Below are 19,805 nucleotides of genomic sequence, written 5' to 3' on the forward strand. Positions count from 1 at the left end.
TCAACTGAATCAATAGTCTAATTATATAAATATCAGTATATTAAGTGAACTAAATGTATAGATTAATAGATCATAAGCAGAACATACTTAGACCAAAAGGTGATCAGAGTTTTCACACAGTCTGTGCCAATAGCTAACCTTCAAGCGTAACTCGTTTCTGCCCCAAGACGAGTTAGGAATGAAGCTCACTCTTCTGCTGAAGGCGGGAGTGGGTTGTTTTTGGCATACGGCGATAGTAAGTTCGTTTAGAGTTTTTTCAAGTAATAGTTGACAATACGTTGCCTTCCTATCAAAATGACAGGTGTCAGATTGATAGGTGGTTCATGGTTGAAAATAATCCACAAGGCGTTAAAGAATTTCCTCTTACAGAGGGAACAGCCAGAAAAATAATGAATGATCTGGCAGAGAATTATACCCACAGGATTCGATGGAGCAAGCATGTTAAACAACGCATGCATGAACGAGGGGTTACTTCAGCACAAATTATTACTCTACTTAAGAGTAAACATTCGGTGTTCAGAGAGGGTCCATACCCTGAGGCCTCTGGAGATTGGAAATTTAACTTGAAAGGTTTAGCAGCGGGCAAAGTTATTGAGTTGACTGTTGCACTTAAGAATCATCATGACAGTCCTATGTCAGTTCTAGTAACTGTATGGATAGATTAAGAGGTTGATATGTACCATTATACTGAAAGCGGTTTATCAAACGTGTATCTAAAAAATGGTGTTACCGTTGAAGAAATCGATGGTGAAGAATATACAAGTATTGATGATATGAACGGACTTCATAGCGCAATAGCACAGGCTGTTGTAGACAGCAACAGACCTCTTGTGTATGAGGAATTTAAATTTTTACGTATTGAAATGAATGTTTCTCAAAAAATGCTTGCGACACGTTTTGGTGTAGATGAACAGACAATTGCACGTTATGAGAAAGGTCAAACAAAAATCCCACGTACTACAGATGCGGCTTTAAGAGCTTTGTATATGGAAAGCCAAGAGAAAAATAATCCCGTAAGTTATTTTCTTGATTTACTGTCGGATACTGAAGCTGAGGAAGCTGCAAAAGTAATTCGCCTAGAAGAAATCGAAAACCATTGGGAAGAAGTAGAAAGCTAAGCCTTAAACCACCCAGCCAAAAAGCCGACATTAAGTCCAATGCCGATCAGTTAAGCAATTGACATTTGGCATAATAGGATCAAAATCCGATGATCACAGGTCATCGGATTTTTTTATGCCCCTTAATCATAGCTTCGCCAATATTTCATCATTTATCGATTCTAATATTCACAGCTTGTCGGAAATACTGGATGAGTCTTTAATACAACAAGCACTTGCAGAGTCTGGGGTCGCAACACTCAGGAAGCGCAGGCTACCTCTTGAGCTAATGGTCTGGAGTGTGATTGGCAGCGCATTGTTTCGAGATATGCCTATGACTCAGGTCATTAATCGTCTTGATATTGTATTACCAAGTAAGAAACCTTTTGTAGCTCCTAGTGCGATTGTTCAAGCAAGACAGCGTTTAGGCTCGGAATCTATTCGTCATATCTTTAATATGACTCAATCCCGTTGGCATCAAGACACACCACATCCAAACTGGTGTGGATTAACCTTACTTGGCGTTGATGGCGTGGTGTGGCGTGCAGAAGACACGCCAGCTAACAATGATGCATTTGGTAAGTTGCACAATGACAAACGCGAATCGGCTTTTCCTCAAATTCGTATGGTCTGTCAAATGGAACTCACAAGTCACTTATTGACCGCATCCGCCTTTGACGCCGTTGCGGCTAATGAAATGACGCTCGCTGAGCAGCTGATAGAGCAAACACCCGACAATAGCCTAACGCTGTTTGATAAAGGTTTTTACTCATTAGGGCTACTTCATAAATGGTCTACCACTGGTACATCAAGGCACTGGCTAATTCCCTTAAAAAAAGGCACGCAATATGAAGTTATCAGGGAGTTTGGAAAACATAACCAACTGATTAGACTAAAAACAACACCTCAATCACGAAAGAGGTACCCAGACTTACCTACTACTATCGAAGCTAGATTGTTGACGAAAACCATCAATGGAAAACAGCATCAGATACTGACGTCTATGACCGACCCAATGAAATATCCAAGTGCTGATATCGTCGATCTATACAGTCACCGTTGGGAAATAGAGCTTGGGTTCAGGGAAATGAAACAGTACTTGCTCAAAAATGAATTAACGTTACGTAGCAAAACCCCAGAGCTAGTAAAACAAGAGTTATGGGGCGTATTGCTCGCATACAATTTAGTACGATATATGATGACTAAGATGGCTTACAGCCTGAAAGGGATATGGCCTTATCAACTCAGTTACAGCAATGCTTCTGGCTATATCATCAAGGAGTTAATGATGTTGCCTCACACCTCAGCAGGAAAAGTACCGAGCGTAATAAATAAACTTATTGCAATGGCTGAAACCTTTGTGCTGCCAGAGCGAAGAGAAAGACATTATCCAAGATGTGTGAAAAAGAGACCCAGTCGGTACCCTGAACGAAAGCCCCAAAAAATGCCTGTCAGCTCTTAACTGACAGGCATTAAAGCATTAGCTTGGCTTTTTTCATCTCTTTGATGAGATTAAGGTTGATAGTAAATCGGTGATTCAGGGCCAACAGGGAAGCCCAGTACAAATACCCATAAGTAGAATAACGCCACCCAACCAACAAAGAAGATCATACTGTATGGAAGCATGGTCGCAACCAATGTACCAATACCCATGTCTTTCTTATACTTAGTTGCAACAGCCAGTATCAAGCCAAAATAGCTCATCATTGGTGTAATAAGGTTAGTAACCGAGTCACCAATTCGATACGCCGCTTGAATAGTTTCTGGCGCGTAGCCAATTAGCATTAACATTGGCACGAAGATAGGTGCAGTTACAGCCCACTGCGCTGAAGAAGATCCCAAACTTAAGTTTACCAATGCACACATTAAAATGAATAGCACGAATACTTCTGGACCTGTTAGGTTTAGAGCTTGTAACAGAGCAGCGCCGTTAATCGCTAAAATTGTGCCTAGGTTAGTCCATTTAAAAAAGGCAACGAACTGCGCGGCAAAGAAAACCAGCACAATGTACATCCCCATCGAGCTCATACTTTTACTCATGGCATCAATGACATCTTTATCGTTTTTCATGGTGCCAACGACACGGCCGTAAACAAAGCCCGGGATACCAAAAGTCACAAAGATAAATACCACAATGCCTTTTAAAAATGGCGAGTGTGCAACAAGGCCTGTTTCTGGATTACGCAAAATGCCGTCTTCAGGAACAATTGTCCAAGCAAGTAATAATGATACCACTAACAGTGACACACCCGCCCACTTAAGGCCTGACTTTTCTTTATCGGTTAAACCTGCAATGTCATTTTTAGGTAAATCATTGCTTGCTTCATCTGGGTTGTATTTGCCAAGGCGTGGCTCAACGATTTTCTCGGTAACGAACGTGCCTAAAATGGCAATTAAAAATACTGAGATCATCATGAAATACCAGTTTGCTTCAGCGCCAACTTGGTAATTTGGATCAATCATTTGTGCTGCAGGTGTAGTAATACCAGCAAGAAGAGGGTCAATGGTGCCTAGCAATAGGTTGGCACTGTAACCGCCTGAAACACCTGCAAATGCTGCAGCAAGGCCCGCAAGTGGGTGGCGACCAAGGCTGTGAAATATCATGGCTGCTAGTGGAATCAGTACGACATAACCAAGCTCTGATGCTGTATTTGATAAAATCGCAGCAAATACCACCATGAAAGTAACTAGGCGTTTAGATGCGCCCATTACCATGCCTCGCATAGCTGCAGAAAGTAAACCTGAGTGCTCTGCAACACTCACACCTAATAAAGCAACCAGTACTGTGCCAAGTGGTGCAAAGCTTGTAAAGTTTGTAACAAGGCCAGTGACGATACGCTGCAGGCCTTCGGCACTGAGCAGGCTGACAACTTCAATAACACCATCGGGGTCGCGTCCAGCAGCGCCTTCTGGACGTGGGTCGATGGCACTTAAACCATACCAATCGGCAATGCCACTAAATACAATAATGGCAACACAAAACATTGCAAATAATGTGATTGGGTGGGGGAGCATATTACCCAAAAATTCAACGGTGGCTAAAAATCGGTTAAACAACCCATTATTGCCACCCTCATGGGTGTTGTGAGAGTTTATAGTTTTTGACATGTCCAGTTCTCGTTATTTCAAAATGGCGCTAACCTAGCATTTTTTACCGGACAGATCATGTTTTAGCGGTGGGAAATCTAATAGGTACGTTCCAATACGCCCTTATATAGCAAGGGATAGCGGCGCAAACGCTTACCAATGTAATCATCGGCTAAAATTTGCGCACAGATTTGCTCTACATCATTCGTTGCTTCAAACACCCAATCAAAACGCTCAATAGCAAGTAAAAAACCTCGTTTAAGAAACTGTTGCTCACGATAGTAGCTAAGATTGTCGCGAATAATATCTAGCTTACTTGGGTCATTTTTTAATTCATTAATAACCTGATTGATAAATGCAACTTGCTGCTTGGATTCAGCTTTTACCCGTCGTTTCATTACTTATTTATAGTTCCTGCTCTGCGATATAAAGCACTTTCTTCATAAAGTCTTCTTTGTTTTTTTCGTGTTGATAGTCAAGGTGATAGGTATTATGAAAACCAAAGCGTAGTAATACACCACTGCCTTTTAGATAGACTGTATATCCATCGATATCAGAAAAAGCGCAAATACCTTCGTAAAGCTTTCCATCTTCATGGTCTTCACCGTGTTGAATGATTTTTTCATACACAGAAAGAATTAATTTACCGTCTAGTTCATTTTTCATGATGACTCCTTTTTAATGTAGTACGTTTCATATCTATAAAAAGTTTAGTGCTATTTTTAATGTTTTGAGTGTTTCTATGGCTTAGTTTGCGATAAATCATTAAATCTGCATTTAGCCAGCAGATGTCGAAAATTTACAATATTTTGTCTTACCTTAAACTTAAAATTGGTTTTATTTGAGGGACGCACAATGAGTTATAAATTAATACTACTGATACTACAAACAGGCTTGTTGCTTGTAAGCCAAAGCATATCAGCAAATACAGCCCCCCTTGTTTTAGAAAATGAAACAGGGAAAATAGTCAAACTTGAAAGCTACTTAGGAAAAAAACCAGTTTACTTAAAGTTTTGGGCTACTTGGTGCAAGCCATGTATGGAGCAGATGCCGCATTTTCAGCATGCTTACGAACAGTATGGCGATAAAATTCAATTTGTAGCAATTAATATCGACCTCAATGATGATGCACACGCTGTTGCTAAAGTTAAAGAGCGTTTTTCACTTAGCATGCCATTATTTACCGATCATACAGGCCGGGTTGCTAAACATTATGAATTTATGGGCACCCCTTTTCATGTGTTAATTGATAGCGATGAAAAGGTTATTTTTCAAGGCCACGAAGCTGATAAACCGCTTGATAACACGTTACGCTTGTTGTCACACAATGGCAAAGTTGAAAAAGCGCGATTACTAGGTGAAAAGCAAGGTAAAGCGGCTCCTTTGGTTATTCCGAATAAAGGCAAAAAAGCAGTACTATTCACCGCAACATGGTGCGACTGGTACTTAGCTGACACTCGTCCTGCAATGGCAAAGCAGTGTGAATTAGCGCAGCAACATGTTAATCAGTTGGCAAAGCAAGGAATTGATGTCGAGGTTAAAGTGAGTCAGTTATGGACAGATCAAAGTGCAGTGCAAGAATATGTTGATAAATTCTCTGTAACCATGCCTGTTTCAATCGATTATGGAAATGAGTTATTTATCGAAAATGGCATTAATTCGGTACCAAGTTTACTTCTTTACAACGATGGAAAATTAGTCTCAACACAGGCTAAATTTTAATAAAAACCGTGTGATTTTGCTTTGTAATTATGCAAATTTAGCCTATGCTCAAGGCTCATTACACAGTGAGCCTAGAGCATGATAGATAAGGCATTATTAGCAAAAACACGCGAGTTATCTGACCGATTAATCGCACTGCAAACACCCATTCGTATCCTTGATGCGATCAACTGGGATAAACAAATCAAAGAAGAGTTTTTTAAGCATAAATGCCAGAAAAACCCAACAGTTGATCAAGCCTATTACCAACAGCGTGACCTTGGTTTTGTACCAAGCGAACTGCGCCGTGCGTTTTCTGATTTAAATCGCGATATCATCAGCCAATTAGGGCAACTAAACCCTATTGCGCAATACATGAGCAAGATGTGTACTGAATATAAAACCGTACTTAGTATGATTGAGTATCGTGGTACCCCTGAATTTCATGATCTGTCTGTAGAGCTGTTCGGTCATCCTAAAGATTTATTCCATGCTGGAGAGCCGTCACTTTCAGAGCTTGCAACTATGCTTGAGCAGCCACTAAAGAGTATGCTTGATGCCGATATCTTGCCTGATGATCCAAAAAATATAGATGCAGAAGACGCGGTGAAAATTTTAGCATCACAAGTGGCTCAAACGATGCCGGGCATCGATGTTGAGGTTATTCTGAGCGACGGTATTGTTAGTGACGCCGCAGCCGGTGCAAATAATATTAAACTTAATCAAGATGTTAAATTCTCTCAAAGAGAGCTAGATATTCTTGAAGTGCATGAAGGCTGGATCCATGTGGGTACGACGCAAAACGGTCTTGCTCAGCCATATTTAACTTGTTTAAGTAAAGGCACACCGAGCTCCACGGTCACCCAAGAAGGCCTTGCGGTGTTGACCGAAATTATTACCTTAAAGTCGACGCCACGACGTTTAGCAAAGTTAGTTAATCGTATTCAAGGTATTACTAAGGTTATTGATGGCGCTGAGTTCGTTGATATTTATCGTGACTATGTAGCGCAAGGTTTGAGTAAAGACGATAGCTATACACTCACACAACGAGTGTTTAGAGGAAGTACAGCAACAGGTTTACCTTTTACCAAAGATATCGCTTATATCAAAGGTTTTGTGTTGGTGTATAACCTTATCCGAGTTGCCATTCAGTTAGGTCGAATTGATCAATTGCACTTGTTATTGGTCGGTAAAATCTCAATTGATGATTTCAGACTGATATCACAATTGCATGATCTAGGTGTAATTGAAGACCCTAAATTTATTCCACCACACTTTAAAGACTTACGAGGCCTAGCAACTTGGCTAAGCTTTGGACGTTTTATTGGCAACTTGTCGTTTGAACAATTAGAAAACGACTACAAACCACTCTTTATTTAAGACCAACCCGCAATAAGACTTAATTAAGCGAATTGGTATAAAAAAATGCAGCTGGAATGAGCAGCTGCATTTTAAGAGTTAAAGCATGTTGCCTTACATGCTTTTAGTCGAGGAAACGATTAACCGGTGAGTGCGTCAACCTGCACTACATCATTCAGTACGATAACTTCTGCACGTTTGAAGAAGTTAAAATCTGTTGCGGTTGCTAATGTGTAAGCACCCATCATACGGCTGATGATTAAATCACCATTGTTTAATTTTGGTAGCATGATTGACTCACTTACTACGTCGATGCTATCGCAAGTTGGGCCTGCTAATACTGACTCTACGCGATCGTTTGATTGCTTTAACGAGCCTATAGGGTATGAGGCTTCATCGAACAATAAACCACTAAATGAGCCGTAAATACCATCATCCAAGTAATACCAAGGTTTGCCATCACGTACCGCTTGACCCATTACCGATGCAACACTGGTTACAGCACTAGCAACAATAAAACGACCCGGTTCAGCAATCACGCGCACTGTCTCGGGTAACTGCGCTAAGGCATCATTGATCGGCGCACAAAATTCATCAATTGGCAGCACGTCTTTGTGATATGGCACTGGGAAACCACCGCCGATATCAAGCGTGCTAAGCGCAGGTAATCCTAATGCGGCTACATCGTTAATCACTTGGTTACATGCAGCAATAGCAGTGACATATTTAGTTGGACTCGCTGTTTGCGAACCAACATGGAACGACAACCCTTTGATACGAATACCTAATTGTTGCGCGTAGCTAATGATTTCAATGGCCATTGCTGGGCTGCAACCAAATTTTTTCGATAAATCTGCGAAAGCTTCCGCATTACGAAAACTTAAGCGAACAAGTAACTCAACCTGGTCTTTGTATGCAATGAACTTTTCTAGTTCGTTGATGTTATCTACCACAAACACATTGCAACCGTATTCAAGTGCATCACGGATATCACGATCACGTTTGATAGGATGCGTGTGAATAGTACGATCACTTGGTACGCCTTGGCTGGCGACTAAGTCTACTTCACCGCTGGTTGCTAAATCAAAGCTGGCACCTTCTTCTAAAAGCGTACGAACAACCGCAGGATGAGGCAGTGGCTTTAATGCAAAGTGTAAAACAACGCCAGGTAAAGCACGGCTCAATGCACGGTATTGATGACGAACAGATTCACAATCTAGCACCATTAATGGCGCGCCATGTTGTGCAACAAGTTGCTCAATAAATTGGTTTGATGGTTGTGCAATTGATTCATTTGCAGCAACCGACGCTGCAGGTACTTTGATTGTTAAGTCTTGTGTAAGGGTTGAAATAGCCATTTTACTCTCCGGCAATTAAGCAACTGCCCGGAAAAAAATGGAAGTCCGAGTCAGTTGAGTGTTATTAAGCGCACAGTATGTTCTGTGCAATCAAATACACTCTTGGATAGTTGCTCTATCGCCTTGCTACAAACAGTGTTTGTAATGTACTCGGATTGGCTATCATCAAGAAGCGGCGTGATAATAGATCTGCTTTTTTATTTGCGCAATAAAAAATTTCAAAAACAGAAATATATTTTTAACCTGTTGATTTTTAATTAATTATAACGATTTAAATTTTTGATACTCTAGAGAAACAGATTTTATTAAACGAAAAAAAATCCCCAAAAAAGGGGATTTTATAATTATTGGTTTAGCTAACAAGCCGTTACTTATCGAGCATTGGTGCTCTCAAAAATTTTGTCGGCAGATGCTGCTACAAAGCCTGTGTAAAGCTCGCCATCTGGTTTTGCATAACGTAGTGCGAACTCATAAAAACAGCTTGGTACAGCCATTTTGCCATCGCTGAATTCCACTTCGCTGTCATCAGCAAGCGTTGAAGATTGCTCAAGCAATACCTCAGGCGAACCTTTGATTTCGCCGCCTGATGTATTCAATGCAAACCCAGCATCTTTAAGTGCTTGGTTAACACTTTCGATATCATCGAATTTTGCTAATTCATTGATGCTCACAGTAAAGTGATTAGCACGGTAACCCCACGCCGACATCCACGCTGCATATTCGCTTTCTGCTAACAGCTTTTTGTAAGTGTCTGAACTTACTTGCCAGTGCGTTCCAGAGTAAAGGAAGTTATCAGCTGTTACTGCACTTTCGTCAATTTGTGCAACCATGTCGTTAACGATAGCTTGTAATTCTTCTGAGCATTGCTCAACAAGTAATTCAGAGATAAAAACTTTAGGTTGTTTAGGATCTGAATGTTCGAAGTGCTTAGCGTATAGTTTTTTCGCTTCGAAATGATACTCGCCGCATTCTTTGTAGCCAACAGCTAAAAAGTGCGCAGCTAGTTTTTCTAAACCGATTTTTTCGTGATTAAAAGTACGTAAAGCGATGTGATCGTTAATCACGTCATCTTTTTGTGTAGAGCCTAGTAGCTCGTGTACTTTTACTGCCGAAGGCGTAACTGATAAATAGTTTTCCCATAGATTTTCAAATAGGGCGTTTACATCTGTGTGCATGTTTAATTCCTTCAATTAAGGCGGCAAGGCCGCCAATCAATTATTCAATAATTAAGCCCGGCGCAAGGGTCTGTGGTAAGTTAACTTTATCGGCTTCAACAGAAGCAACAGGGTATGCACAGTAGTCAGCAGCATAATACGCGCTTGCTCTGTGGTTACCACTGGCACCAATACCACCAAACGGTGCAGCGCTTGATGCGCCTGTAATTGGTCGGTTCCAGTTAACGATACCGGCACGAATACGTTTTAAGAAATGCTGGTAGTCGTTGCTATCATCACTTAATAAACCTGCAGATAAACCAAACGAGGTGTTATTTGCTTCATTAATCGCGCTATCAAAATCTGTATAACGATATACCTTGATAATAGGACCAAAATGCTCTTCATCTGGCATATCTTTGACAGCAGTAACATCAATAATACCTGGGCTTACAAAACCTGTGCCCGGCTCGAGATGCTTAAGCTCAACAAGAGATGTCGCTCCCATATCAAGTAACTGCTGCTGAGCTGCAACCATACCTAGTGCTGCTTTTTCGCTGATCATTGCACCCATAAATGGTTGATCTTCGCTGAAGCTGTCTGCCACTTTGATGTTTTTTGTTGCAGCAATTAATTTTTCTAAAATTGCATCACCATTTGCTGAGTTCTCAATAAATAAACGACGAGAACAGGTACAACGTTGGCCTGACGTAATGAAACCAGACTGAATAATGTCGTGAACAGCGGCACTTACATCTGCGACATCTTTTACGATCAGTGGGTTATTACCACCCATTTCCAGTGCTAAAATTTTACCTGGGTGACCTGCAAATTGTTTATGTAATAGGTGACCTGTATTTGAGCTACCCGTAAAGAATAAGCCATCAATATCTTGGTGAGATGCAAGAGCAATACCTGTCTCTACTTCACCTTGAACAAGGTTGATGACACCGGCTGGTAAGCCTGCTTTTAGCCAAAGTTTTAAGGTGAACTCAGCAACATGAGGCGTTAGTTCTGATGGCTTAAATACAACCGTATTACCCGCTAAAATAGCAGGAACAATATGGCCATTTGGTAAATGACCTGGGAAGTTGTATGGGCCAAACACCGCAACAACACCATGTGGCTTGTGACGAATAAATGCTTTAGCACCCGGCATAGGGTTTTCTGTCGTACCCGTGCGCTCATGGTATGCCTTAATAGAGATAGCAATCTTACCCGTCATTGCACCTACTTCAGTACGTGTTTCCCAAAGTGGTTTTCCTGTTTCACGGGCGATAATAGTCGCAAACTCTTCGCTGTTTTCTTTAAGCTCGGCTGCAAAGTTTTCAAGAATAACAATACGATCTTCAAGGCTCATATCAGCCCAGCCAAGCTGTGCATTGCGGGCTGCTTTAATTGCATCAGCTACTTGTTCAGCGGTGGCGGTTTTACCTTGCCAAACAACCTCGCCATTACTTGGGTTGATTGAACTAAAATCATGACCAAGGCCAGCTTGCCATTGGTTATCTATAAGTTGAGTTGTTACACTCATTTTAAACTCCTTAAGTGGTTACAGACGGAAGAACCGTGCTGCATCCCCTTGTTTTAATTTAAGTGCTTCTGCCACTTCCTGGCTGACGATTAAGGTGTGCTTAGCGTGATTGTAATGAGCATGTTTAGTAAAAGTGGCTCTAAAGTCATTCACGCCTTGATTACAAATTGCCAGTGTGTCTGAGCATTTCTCATTGATATGATCAAGTTCACCTATAGTAATAGGGCATACTTGTGACTCTCGAACACTGCGAATATTACCAAGTTTTGCCTCTACAGTTGGTCCTGCATCGAATAGGTCGACGTAACCACGATGCTCAAACCCTTCTTTTTCTAAAAGTTTCAGTGCAGGTTTGGTTTTTTCATGAACCTGACCAATGACAGCTTGTGCTTTTTTGCTAAGCAGGTTGGCATAGATAGGGTACTTAGGCATTAACTCACTGATAAACACTTTATCGCCTAGGCCAACTAAGTGATCAGCTTGTGGAAATTCAATGCTAAAGAAGTGTTCTTGTAGCCATTGCCAAAAAGGTGAGTGACCGTCTTCATCACTAACACCTCGCATTTCTGCAATGATGGTATCGGCAAAACGCTCACTATGTTGCGCCATAAACAAAAAACGCGAACGTGATAAAAAGCGACCAGTTAAGCCTTTTCTGTTTTGCTCACGCAAAAACAATGTACAAATCTCAGAGCAACCGGTGTAATCATTACACATGCTCAAGATATCGACAGTATTATAAACATTTAGTGTAGGGGAGTGATGAACGGTTTTTCCTAAGTGATAATGGTACAAAGGAACCGACATACCCACAGCGGCTTCGATAGCTGTTGTGCCAATAACGTCACCGGTCTTGCTGTCTTCTAGTACAAATAAGTAGGTTTCGTCTTGTGGTTTATTTATATCTTTAGCAAAACTGCGTTCTGCGCGTTCGATTTTTTGTTGTAATAAATTATCATCGACTGGCAGTGAGGTAAAACCATGGCCTGACTCGATAGCAATTTGTTTCAACGCAGCAAAATCATTTGCTGTGATAGGACGTAATACTTGCATTAATTGCACTCCAATGGCGCACACTTAAAAGCATGCGCCAACTAGAATTAACCGTTTACAACGTCTGCAACCGCTTTTTCAAAGCGAGCTAAACCTTCTTTGATATCTTCAAGTGGGATCACTAAAGATGGCGTAAAGCGCACAACGTTTGTACCAGCAACAAGGCTCATTAAGCCATGCTTTGTGCTTGCAACTAAGAAATCACGTGCACGGCCTTCAAATTTACTATTTAGTGCTGCGCCTAATAAAAGACCTTTACCACGAACTTCACTAAATACATCATATTTGTTGTTGATTGCCGTTAAGCCTTCACGGAAAAGCTGTTCACGCTCTTTCACACCAGCAAGTACTTCTGCAGTATTTACGGTATCAAAAGCAGCTTCTGCTACAGCACATGCAAGTGGGTTACCACCGTAAGTAGAGCCATGTGTACCAACTTTTAGATGCTCTGCAATACTAGCTGTTGTGATCATCGCACCAATTGGGAAGCCACCGCCTAATGCTTTAGCTGTTGTAAGAATATCTGGAGTTACATTAGTACCTTGGTATGCGTATAAATCGCCTGTACGACCAACACCTGTTTGTACTTCATCAAAAATAAGTAAAGCATTGTGTTTATCGCATAGTGCACGTACACCTTCGATAAACTCGCTTGTAGGTGAAATAATACCGCCTTCACCTTGCAGAGGTTCCATCATCACTGCACATGTATTGTCACTGATAAGTGCTTCAAAAGCTGCTAAATCGTTATAATCACAGTGGTCGATTGCAGCTGGCTTAGGACCAAAACCATCTGAGTAAGCGGCTTGACCACCTACGGTAACGGTAAAGAATGTACGACCGTGGAAGCCCTTGTTGAACGCGATGATTTGATTTTTTTGCTCGCCGTGTACATCTAATGCCCAGCGACGCGCTAATTTTAATGCTGCTTCGTTAGCCTCTGCGCCTGAGTTTGCAAAGTACACTTTATCTGCAAACGTTGCGTCTGTTAATTTTTTAGCTAAGCGCAGTGCAGGCTCATTGGTCATTACGTTTGATAAGTGCCAAATTTTTTCGCCTTGTTCTTTCAGCGCATTGACAAGAGCTGGATGACAATGACCTAAACAGTTAACGGCAATACCACCTGCAAAATCGATAAATTCTTTACCGTCTTGATCCCAAACACGCGAGCCTTGACCTTTTACAGGGATCACTTCTGATGGGTTGTAGTTTGGTACCATTACGTCGTTAAAAAGTTCTCTTGTTACTTGCATTTGTTGCACCTAAATCTGGCTTAGTATGAAAAAAGTATATTGCGAAAATTAGATCAGTTAAGCCGTTCCTGCCTAATTAAGCACGATGAGATTATTTTTCTTATCTATTTTTCTTATTATCTTGGTTAGGAACTTAAATTTGCAGTGCTATTTTGTGAAAAATGACTAAAATAAAAAGCAAATTAACGATGAAAGTGAACAAAGTGATAACTCCTCAAGATGAAAAGCTCTTATCTATCTTAAGAACTAATGCCCGCGCTAGTATTTCAGACTTAGCTAGAGCGCTTAATCTCTCTCGCTCAACAGTACAAAGTCGTATGTTAAAACTAGAAGAGTCAGGTGTAATAAAAGGCTACAGCGTTGATTATGGAGATGCCTATTTGAACCAAATGGTGTCAGCGCATGTTTCAATCAAAGTTAAACAGAAACTCACCACTAAAACTAACATAGAGCTAAAGCAGATAGATGCTATTTCACAACTCTATGCAATTAGCGGGGAATTTGATTTGATTGCTGTTGTACAAGCCCAAAACCTTGAAAAGCTGAGCCACCTTTTAGATGATATTGGTAACTTAGATGGTGTTGAGCGTACGACCTCGTCGGTGATTTTAGAGACAAAATTTAAGCGTTAATTGTTTAGCAAGTAAAAACGCGCTTATTGTCTATAATAAATTTAATTTATTAGTTGTTTAGGCTGATATTAATGCTTGCTTCTTTTTTGCTTTCTCTCACTGTGGCTCAACCGCTTCAGATAGGAACGAATCTGCCAATTAACGTACCTCATAATGCAATAAGTCATGTTGAATGTATATTTAAGCAAATCAATGTGCCATTTAAGTTACATAAGCTACCTTGGCTCAGAGCAAAAAGGGAAGTGCAGTTAAATCGGCTAGATGGTTACTTTACCGCAAACCTGTTATCGCAAATGCAAGAGTATGGTGAACTTTCTGCACCTATGTATTTAGAAAATTGGTACTGGTTTACCCATGCAGATTCAGCGACGATCGCTGAAGAAGACCTTCGTTATGGGGTTGTTAGGGGAAGCCATCAGGCTGACTGGTATCAACTAAGCAATAAAAATATTGAAGTAGAAGTTAATACTACACATGAACTACTGAAAGTATTTAAAAAGCAACGTATAGACAGAATTTTGCTTGATTTAGAAGAATTTGAATACAACGCTGTGCAACTGCAAATAAAACCTGACGAGTACGCGCAGGCATTTTACCGCTATGTTCCACTTGGCTTATTTGCGGCAAATAAAACGCTCAAGGAGTTTCCTGAGTTTTTAAACATATTTAATAGCCACATAAATAGCTGTTCACAAAGCCCCTTCATATTGTCAAAAATTGAAAAACTAACATTAGTGAAAGTGCTCCTAGAAAAAATACAGCATTTAGCAAGCTCAGAACAGGTGCAACAAGCGGTAATAAAAAGTAATGAAGAGCCAATTGAAATCAAACAGTTAGAGCAGATTGATCAGCAGTGGGCTAAGCAAGTTATTGACAATAAACCAATACTTGCAGAGCGCTTTCTCAAACTTGAGGGTTCACAATTCTTACAAGTGTGGCAAAAGCAAATGCAAGGCCTAATTACAGAAATAATCGTCACCGATAAACAAGGCAAGAATGTCATAATCAGTGAAGTCACAACCGATTATTGGCAGGGTGATGAAGCTAAGTTTTTAAATATGTATTTGCAAGATGATGACTACTACATTGACACGGTTGAGTTTGATGAGTCGACTAAGCACTTTCAGGTGCAGTTTAGTGTACCCATATTGGATGATGAAAATCAGCACATTGGTGTGCTGATTTTGGGAATCGATATTGAAAAGGCACTTTCAAATAAAGTAAGTAGCCCTTAGTGATTAGGTTTAGGCGCTTTTCGGATGACTTTTTTCTCAACCTTATCAAGTTCAATCACATAAGCGTTGCCACCAATACCTTTAAATTCTTCATCAGTGAAAACAATCGTATTGTCATCATAAAAAGTAATCGCTTCTTTTTGGGTCACGATACCTAAATCTATAAGCGAAACGTCGCCAGAGAAAAACTTATCACCTTGAAAATTCTCAAATAGCCAGATGCTAGTTGAATCTAACAGTACTAACTTGGAGCGGTCTGGGCTAAGTGCTGCAGAAGTGATCCAACAGAGTTTTTCCATGGTGGTGCAGGTTTTAAATGAGTCAATTAGCTCTGCATCAAAATTAGCGGCATGATCGCCTACTTTATATACTTTGGTGATACCATCAAATGGTTCTGTTCTGTTTTTAGTGAATAAATAGAGGTGACGACCGAGAGCTACAAACGCTTCCAAATCAAAGTTTCTTTGATCTGGAGTAATGGGGTTACCATCCATTTCTGGATAGGTGAACTTGATAATTTCGGCTTCAGTGGTGTCGCCTTTGATATCAATAGGGTTTTCGATTTTATAAATGGTTAACCACTTTCTATCATTGTTATTATTGCCGAAGTCGCCTAAAAAAAAATGACCAAATTTATTTTGTGTCATATCTTCCCAATCAATGTTTTTGGCATTTGTTACTAAGATTTCTTTTGCAATTGAGCCATCTTTATTGAGCCGATAGAGCTTCGGTTGGTCACCACTGTCGTTAATAGCCCATAGCCGTTTATATTTATCAAATTCAATTCCTGAAATTTCTTTCACTTTAGGGTCAACAGTTAAACGCTTTTTACTGTAAAGCGTGTAAATTGAAGAGGCTACAAAAATTCCCATCAACGTGATGGAAAACAGTAATATAGATAATAGGCTTTTTTTTAACATTTAAGGCACATATTTGGAAAAGTACACGCTATTATAGTCATAACGATAATTACTGTATATTCCAAACACCAGTGCCTGTTACAGACATAAAGTTTAAGTTGTCTTGTAAAACTTTATGGCCTACATAAACGGATGATTCAGGGTGGCTAACTAAATAGCCTTGCACACTTCTTATGCCAAGCGATTTGACAAGCTCAAACTGGCTGTGATCTTCTACACCTTCAGCAACAATTTTTAATCCAAGTTTTTGCCCTAATTCACTCAACGTATGTAATATCTGGTTATATTTAGGATTTTGATCAGCCTGTGAGACAAACATTCTATCGAGTTTAATAACATCAATTGGTAATTCAGCCAATGTACTCAATGAGCTAAATCCTGTACCAAAATCGTCAATTGCAATAGTGACGCCTTCTTCACGCAAGCGCTCTAGAGAATGAATGATTTTATTACTAGCTTTTATCAGCGTAGACTCTGTGATTTCAAGCATTAGTGCTGTTGCTGGTAGACCTGTTTTAGCTAGTTTTTCTGTGATGAATTTATAAATATCAAGATGCTTTAATTGCACACCAGAGATATTTACTGAAATTTTAACCTTCTTTAAGCCTGCGTTATGCCATGCTGACATTTGTCGACACGATTCAAGCATTATCCAGTCACCCAAATCTAAGATTAGGTTTGATTCTTCAGCGATTGGTATAAATTCGTCAGGAGCAATAGAGCCCTCAGCTGGATGATCCCAACGGATCAGCGCTTCAAAGTAATCTATCGCGCAATCCTCAACATGTACGATGGGTTGAAAAGACAAATGAAAGCTTTCACTTGCGATTGCTAAACGCATTTCTTCAAGTAAATAATGGTATCGGCGGATCTTTTTACCCATTTCGGGTGAATAAACTTTGAAAATACCGCGCCCATCTGTTTTAGCACGATACATAGCAACATCGGCCATCTGTAATAAAGATTGCGGTGTAGCCGCACTATCAGGGTAAACGGCAATACCAATACTTGCACTAATTTTTATTAACTTATTACCAAGAACAAAATCACGTTCAATCTCTCTCAACACATTTTGAGCAACTTCAACTGTTTTTTGTTGATCTAGTTGTTGGCTTATAAATATTGAAAACTCATCACCACCTAAACGAGCTAAGTTTTGTTCAAGCTGACTTTTAGGAGACAAATTTATTAATTTATGATGACGTAATACACTGCTTAAACGGGCTGCAACTTGAATGAGCACTTCATCCCCAAAGCTGTGCCCAAATGAGTCATTAACTTGCTTAAAGCCATCTAAATCTATGAATAATAAAGAACATCTGAGTTTGTTATTTTCGGCTATTTGTAATTGTTCTGCGAGGTATTCAATATAAGCATGGCGGTCGAGTAATAAGGTGAGTTTGTCTTGATGAATACTCACTTCAGATTCTCTCGTATAGGTCGTTATATGCGAGCTAAGTGCTTGAACATTTTTTTTAAGTTGAATGATAGGTTTTACTGTAGGCTCAGATGGCACATGGACAACATTTAAGTTTTCTAATAGCTCTGTCGTTTGCTTATTTAGCTCCTTTAACAAATACTTTTCACTACTTGATTGCTTTTTTCTTGTAACTACCAGGCTTATTGCTAATGCAAGCAGAAGAAAAACAATAATATTAACAGGTGATAAAAGTGTTAGTTTGATAAGTTTATTCGCCTCAATTGCATTAATTGCAACTGGGGTTGCTTGAATTACGACAAATTGAGAGTCATCAGCGAGAAACGTTTTCTGACCATATAGTATCACATTGTACCAAGGCGATGGCTCAACATTTAACAACGCTCGCTCAAATGTTCTCAATTCTGCAGTATTAATATTGAATTGTATATCATTAACTTGCTTGGTTAACAGTATGTTACAGCCATAACAAAAAGCCATTACGGTTATTATGGTTATGCACGTTATACGAAAAGATTTGGTCATAGATTACTACCGTTTTGGTGTTAATGTTTTACTATAAAACTCACCAGCTTAATGCCTTGAGTATATTGCTTGTAAATTTAATTAACAAAGCCTTTCTTGTCTAATGGAACAATGGGTGTAAGTAAATGTGAAATTTCACATTGTTTAGTATATTTGCTCTAACCTTTTCCTTCTCAAATAATTCTTCTATTGTTGCTAATTGCTGAATTGTGTAGCAGCAGAGTAAGCGTATTATCGAGCAGATATTCTAGTTTAGCGCATTTGAGGTGATGATTTCTTTGTGCATGATCAATTTATTTATAATAACAATATGTATGATAATTTTCTCTTTGTGGTTGTTTTTATATAAAAGTTGCGTTTTTGGTGGTTTTTAAGCTTTCAAGTGTTTACAGATTAGTGAGAGAACTGGTTTTAAACTGTAGGGAAAAATCATTAGCTTGTTGCATAGATTTGGAAAGTTCTTTTCAAAAGGGACTGCATGTAAGTCTAAAATTTACGCTTTTCTACTTATTGTCTTCGTTTTATTGCTGAGATATTTTTTAAAAAATGTAAATTGTATCGTCAGCTTATATAGTGGTCTTTTTATTCTATATATTTGTTTGAAATATAATAAGGTGATGCTGTTTTTATTGTGTTTATTTAACCTAAAAATATAAGTAAAAATAAAGGTTAAGTTTTCGTTGCTGTTGAATGTGTGTTTTTATTTTAGAAATTAACTACTCATGCAGTTTGTTGTATTTATTCTTGTTGTATTAAGTGTAATGTTGTATTTAGTGTTTTTACTCTAAATAAGCTTCAAATTTATTCACTTTACCAAAGTCCGCAAGTTAACTACTTTTACAATGCTTTAAAAGCAACACCTAAAAAACATATTGAAATTAAACTATATTTTATAGCCAACTTGGTTCAGTTATTGCTCATAACAAGTTAGCAAGATGATGGGTGTTAAGATAGTTTGTTTTTTGCTCTTTTTTGGTGCAAAAAATAAGCTGATGCACTGTCATAATGCGTAAACATAGGTTTGATTTACTAAGTTCACTTATTTTCATAAGTATCTAGATAAATAAACCTTAAACGCACAGTTTCGCGCAGTAAGTTGTTAAAAGCGGTACTGTGACAAGGATAAATTTACCAATTGGTTGATTGGAGCCCACTATGTTAAGTAAACGTTTTTTTAAGACTAAAGACGAAACAGAAGTTACCTTTGAGTTTAAGCGTCCCGATGCAGATGACGTGCAGTTAGTTGCAGAATTTACAGATTGGCAACCAGTGCCAATGAAATTCAATAAAAAAGAACAAGTGTTTAAATGTAAACAACGCCTACCACTTGATAAAGAATTTCATTTTCGTTATCTAATTAATGGTCAAGAGTGGGATAACGACCACCAGGCTGATGGCTATATTCCAAATGAATTTGGAACAGATAATAGTATTGTTAATACCCAACGCGTTTAGGTGA

At 39.3% G+C, this 19,805-nt stretch carries 18 protein-coding genes; 8 read left to right on the top strand and 10 right to left on the bottom strand.

Going from position 1 to position 19,805, the window contains the following annotated elements; translation table 11 throughout:
* Positions 1-323 precede the first annotated feature (323 nt).
* The 3 genes from L1264_RS05520 (at position 324) to L1264_RS05530 (ending at position 2,559) form a co-directional block, all read left to right on the top strand.
* Positions 324-665, top strand: a complete 342-nt coding sequence (locus tag L1264_RS05520) for a DUF4258 domain-containing protein (protein ID WP_036973811.1) — start codon at positions 324-326, stop codon at positions 663-665.
* 9 nt (positions 666-674) lie between these two features.
* Positions 675-1,118, top strand: a complete 444-nt coding sequence (locus L1264_RS05525; RefSeq protein ID WP_036973810.1) for a helix-turn-helix domain-containing protein — start codon at positions 675-677, stop codon at positions 1,116-1,118.
* Positions 1,119-1,233: 115 nt separating this feature from the next.
* Positions 1,234-2,559: an IS4 family transposase gene (locus L1264_RS05530; RefSeq protein ID WP_235403762.1), complete on the top strand. Its 1,326-nt coding sequence runs from the start codon at positions 1,234-1,236 to the stop codon at positions 2,557-2,559.
* 50 nt (positions 2,560-2,609) lie between these two features.
* Here L1264_RS05530 and L1264_RS05535 read toward each other — a convergent pair whose 3' ends face one another.
* From L1264_RS05535 to L1264_RS05545, 3 genes are all read right to left on the bottom strand, one after another.
* Complete coding sequence (locus tag L1264_RS05535) at positions 2,610-4,205, bottom strand: AbgT family transporter (protein WP_135926342.1); 1,596 nt, start codon at positions 4,203-4,205, stop codon at positions 2,610-2,612.
* 77 nt (positions 4,206-4,282) lie between these two features.
* Complete coding sequence (locus L1264_RS05540; RefSeq protein WP_138557731.1) at positions 4,283-4,582, bottom strand: hypothetical protein; 300 nt, start codon at positions 4,580-4,582, stop codon at positions 4,283-4,285.
* 7 nt (positions 4,583-4,589) lie between these two features.
* A complete protein-coding gene (locus L1264_RS05545) occupies positions 4,590-4,850 on the bottom strand; it encodes a DUF3081 domain-containing protein (RefSeq protein WP_135926344.1) in 261 nt (86 codons plus the stop codon).
* A gap of 189 nt (positions 4,851-5,039) precedes the next feature.
* Between L1264_RS05545 and L1264_RS05550 the strand changes: the two genes are divergently transcribed.
* Positions 5,040-5,906 carry a TlpA family protein disulfide reductase gene (locus L1264_RS05550; protein ID WP_328255651.1) on the top strand — a complete coding sequence of 289 codons (867 nt, stop codon included), beginning with the start codon at positions 5,040-5,042 and terminating at the stop codon, positions 5,904-5,906.
* A gap of 78 nt (positions 5,907-5,984) precedes the next feature.
* Positions 5,985-7,265, top strand: coding sequence for a flavohemoglobin expression-modulating QEGLA motif protein (locus L1264_RS05555; protein WP_063707629.1), 1,281 nt, complete (start codon positions 5,985-5,987; stop codon positions 7,263-7,265).
* Between the two features lie 119 nt (positions 7,266-7,384).
* Here L1264_RS05555 and L1264_RS05560 read toward each other — a convergent pair whose 3' ends face one another.
* The 5 genes from L1264_RS05560 to L1264_RS05580 form a co-directional block, all read right to left on the bottom strand.
* Entirely contained in the window at positions 7,385-8,602 is a 1,218-nt protein-coding gene (locus tag L1264_RS05560) for a type III PLP-dependent enzyme (protein ID WP_199527770.1), read from the bottom strand.
* A 371-nt stretch (positions 8,603-8,973) separates the two neighbouring features.
* The gene (locus L1264_RS05565; RefSeq protein ID WP_199527769.1) at positions 8,974-9,777 is read right to left on the bottom strand and encodes a DUF1338 domain-containing protein; all 804 of its coding nucleotides are present in this window, start codon (positions 9,775-9,777) and stop codon (positions 8,974-8,976) included.
* Between the two features lie 40 nt (positions 9,778-9,817).
* Complete coding sequence (gene astD, locus L1264_RS05570) at positions 9,818-11,290, bottom strand: succinylglutamate-semialdehyde dehydrogenase (RefSeq protein ID WP_199527768.1); 1,473 nt, start codon at positions 11,288-11,290, stop codon at positions 9,818-9,820.
* Between the two features lie 18 nt (positions 11,291-11,308).
* Complete coding sequence (astA, locus tag L1264_RS05575) at positions 11,309-12,343, bottom strand: arginine N-succinyltransferase (protein WP_135926350.1); 1,035 nt, start codon at positions 12,341-12,343, stop codon at positions 11,309-11,311.
* 47 nt (positions 12,344-12,390) lie between these two features.
* Positions 12,391-13,596, bottom strand: coding sequence for an aspartate aminotransferase family protein (locus L1264_RS05580; RefSeq protein WP_135926351.1), 1,206 nt, complete (start codon positions 13,594-13,596; stop codon positions 12,391-12,393).
* A 203-nt stretch (positions 13,597-13,799) separates the two neighbouring features.
* On the opposite strand from L1264_RS05580, the gene L1264_RS05585 reads away from it, so the two are divergent.
* Both L1264_RS05585 and L1264_RS05590 read left to right on the top strand, forming a co-directional pair.
* Positions 13,800-14,228 carry an Lrp/AsnC family transcriptional regulator gene (locus L1264_RS05585; RefSeq protein WP_135926352.1) on the top strand — a complete coding sequence of 143 codons (429 nt, stop codon included), beginning with the start codon at positions 13,800-13,802 and terminating at the stop codon, positions 14,226-14,228.
* Positions 14,229-14,299: 71 nt separating this feature from the next.
* Positions 14,300-15,463: a cellulose-binding family II protein gene (locus tag L1264_RS05590; protein ID WP_199527767.1), complete on the top strand. Its 1,164-nt coding sequence runs from the start codon at positions 14,300-14,302 to the stop codon at positions 15,461-15,463.
* Here L1264_RS05590 and L1264_RS05595 read toward each other — a convergent pair.
* Complete coding sequence (locus L1264_RS05595; RefSeq protein WP_199527766.1) at positions 15,460-16,383, bottom strand: hypothetical protein; 924 nt, start codon at positions 16,381-16,383, stop codon at positions 15,460-15,462. The two genes, L1264_RS05590 and L1264_RS05595, sit on opposite strands and share 4 nt — an antisense overlap.
* Before the next feature lie 49 nt (positions 16,384-16,432).
* On the bottom strand, positions 16,433-18,346 hold the full coding sequence (locus L1264_RS05600; protein ID WP_135926355.1) for a putative bifunctional diguanylate cyclase/phosphodiesterase: 1,914 nt from the start codon (positions 18,344-18,346) through the stop codon (positions 16,433-16,435).
* A 1,155-nt stretch (positions 18,347-19,501) separates the two neighbouring features.
* Here L1264_RS05600 and L1264_RS05605 point away from each other — a divergent pair.
* Entirely contained in the window at positions 19,502-19,801 is a 300-nt protein-coding gene (locus L1264_RS05605; RefSeq protein WP_135926356.1) for an isoamylase early set domain-containing protein, read from the top strand.
* Positions 19,802-19,805: the final 4 nt, after the last annotated feature.

It is taken from the genome of Pseudoalteromonas sp. APAL1, assembly GCF_021532475.1.
In the GTDB taxonomy this organism is placed as follows: Bacteria; Pseudomonadota; Gammaproteobacteria; order Enterobacterales; family Alteromonadaceae; genus Pseudoalteromonas; species Pseudoalteromonas lipolytica_C.

Bases quoted from the DNA above. Each gene is read 5' to 3' on its own strand.
- L1264_RS05525 (WP_036973810.1), top strand. From the start codon at position 675: ATGTACCATTATACTGAAAGCGGTTTATCAAACGTGTATCTAAAAAAT.
- L1264_RS05545 (WP_135926344.1), bottom strand. From the start codon at position 4,850: ATGAAAAATGAACTAGACGGTAAATTAATTCTTTCTGTGTATGAAAAA.
- L1264_RS05540 (WP_138557731.1), bottom strand. From the start codon at position 4,582: ATGAAACGACGGGTAAAAGCTGAATCCAAGCAGCAAGTTGCATTTATC.
- L1264_RS05605 (WP_135926356.1), top strand. From the start codon at position 19,502: ATGTTAAGTAAACGTTTTTTTAAGACTAAAGACGAAACAGAAGTTACC.
- L1264_RS05535 (WP_135926342.1), bottom strand. From the start codon at position 4,205: ATGTCAAAAACTATAAACTCTCACAACACCCATGAGGGTGGCAATAAT.
- L1264_RS05580 (WP_135926351.1), bottom strand. From the start codon at position 13,596: ATGCAAGTAACAAGAGAACTTTTTAACGACGTAATGGTACCAAACTAC.
- L1264_RS05590 (WP_199527767.1), top strand. From the start codon at position 14,300: ATGCTTGCTTCTTTTTTGCTTTCTCTCACTGTGGCTCAACCGCTTCAG.
- L1264_RS05595 (WP_199527766.1), bottom strand. From the start codon at position 16,383: ATGTTAAAAAAAAGCCTATTATCTATATTACTGTTTTCCATCACGTTG.
- L1264_RS05555 (WP_063707629.1), top strand. From the start codon at position 5,985: ATGATAGATAAGGCATTATTAGCAAAAACACGCGAGTTATCTGACCGA.
- L1264_RS05550 (WP_328255651.1), top strand. From the start codon at position 5,040: ATGAGTTATAAATTAATACTACTGATACTACAAACAGGCTTGTTGCTT.
- L1264_RS05560 (WP_199527770.1), bottom strand. From the start codon at position 8,602: ATGGCTATTTCAACCCTTACACAAGACTTAACAATCAAAGTACCTGCA.
- L1264_RS05600 (WP_135926355.1), bottom strand. From the start codon at position 18,346: ATGACCAAATCTTTTCGTATAACGTGCATAACCATAATAACCGTAATG.
- L1264_RS05530 (WP_235403762.1), top strand. From the start codon at position 1,234: ATGCCCCTTAATCATAGCTTCGCCAATATTTCATCATTTATCGATTCT.
- L1264_RS05565 (WP_199527769.1), bottom strand. From the start codon at position 9,777: ATGCACACAGATGTAAACGCCCTATTTGAAAATCTATGGGAAAACTAT.
- astD (WP_199527768.1), bottom strand. From the start codon at position 11,290: ATGAGTGTAACAACTCAACTTATAGATAACCAATGGCAAGCTGGCCTT.
- astA (WP_135926350.1), bottom strand. From the start codon at position 12,343: ATGCAAGTATTACGTCCTATCACAGCAAATGATTTTGCTGCGTTGAAA.
- L1264_RS05520 (WP_036973811.1), top strand. From the start codon at position 324: ATGGTTGAAAATAATCCACAAGGCGTTAAAGAATTTCCTCTTACAGAG.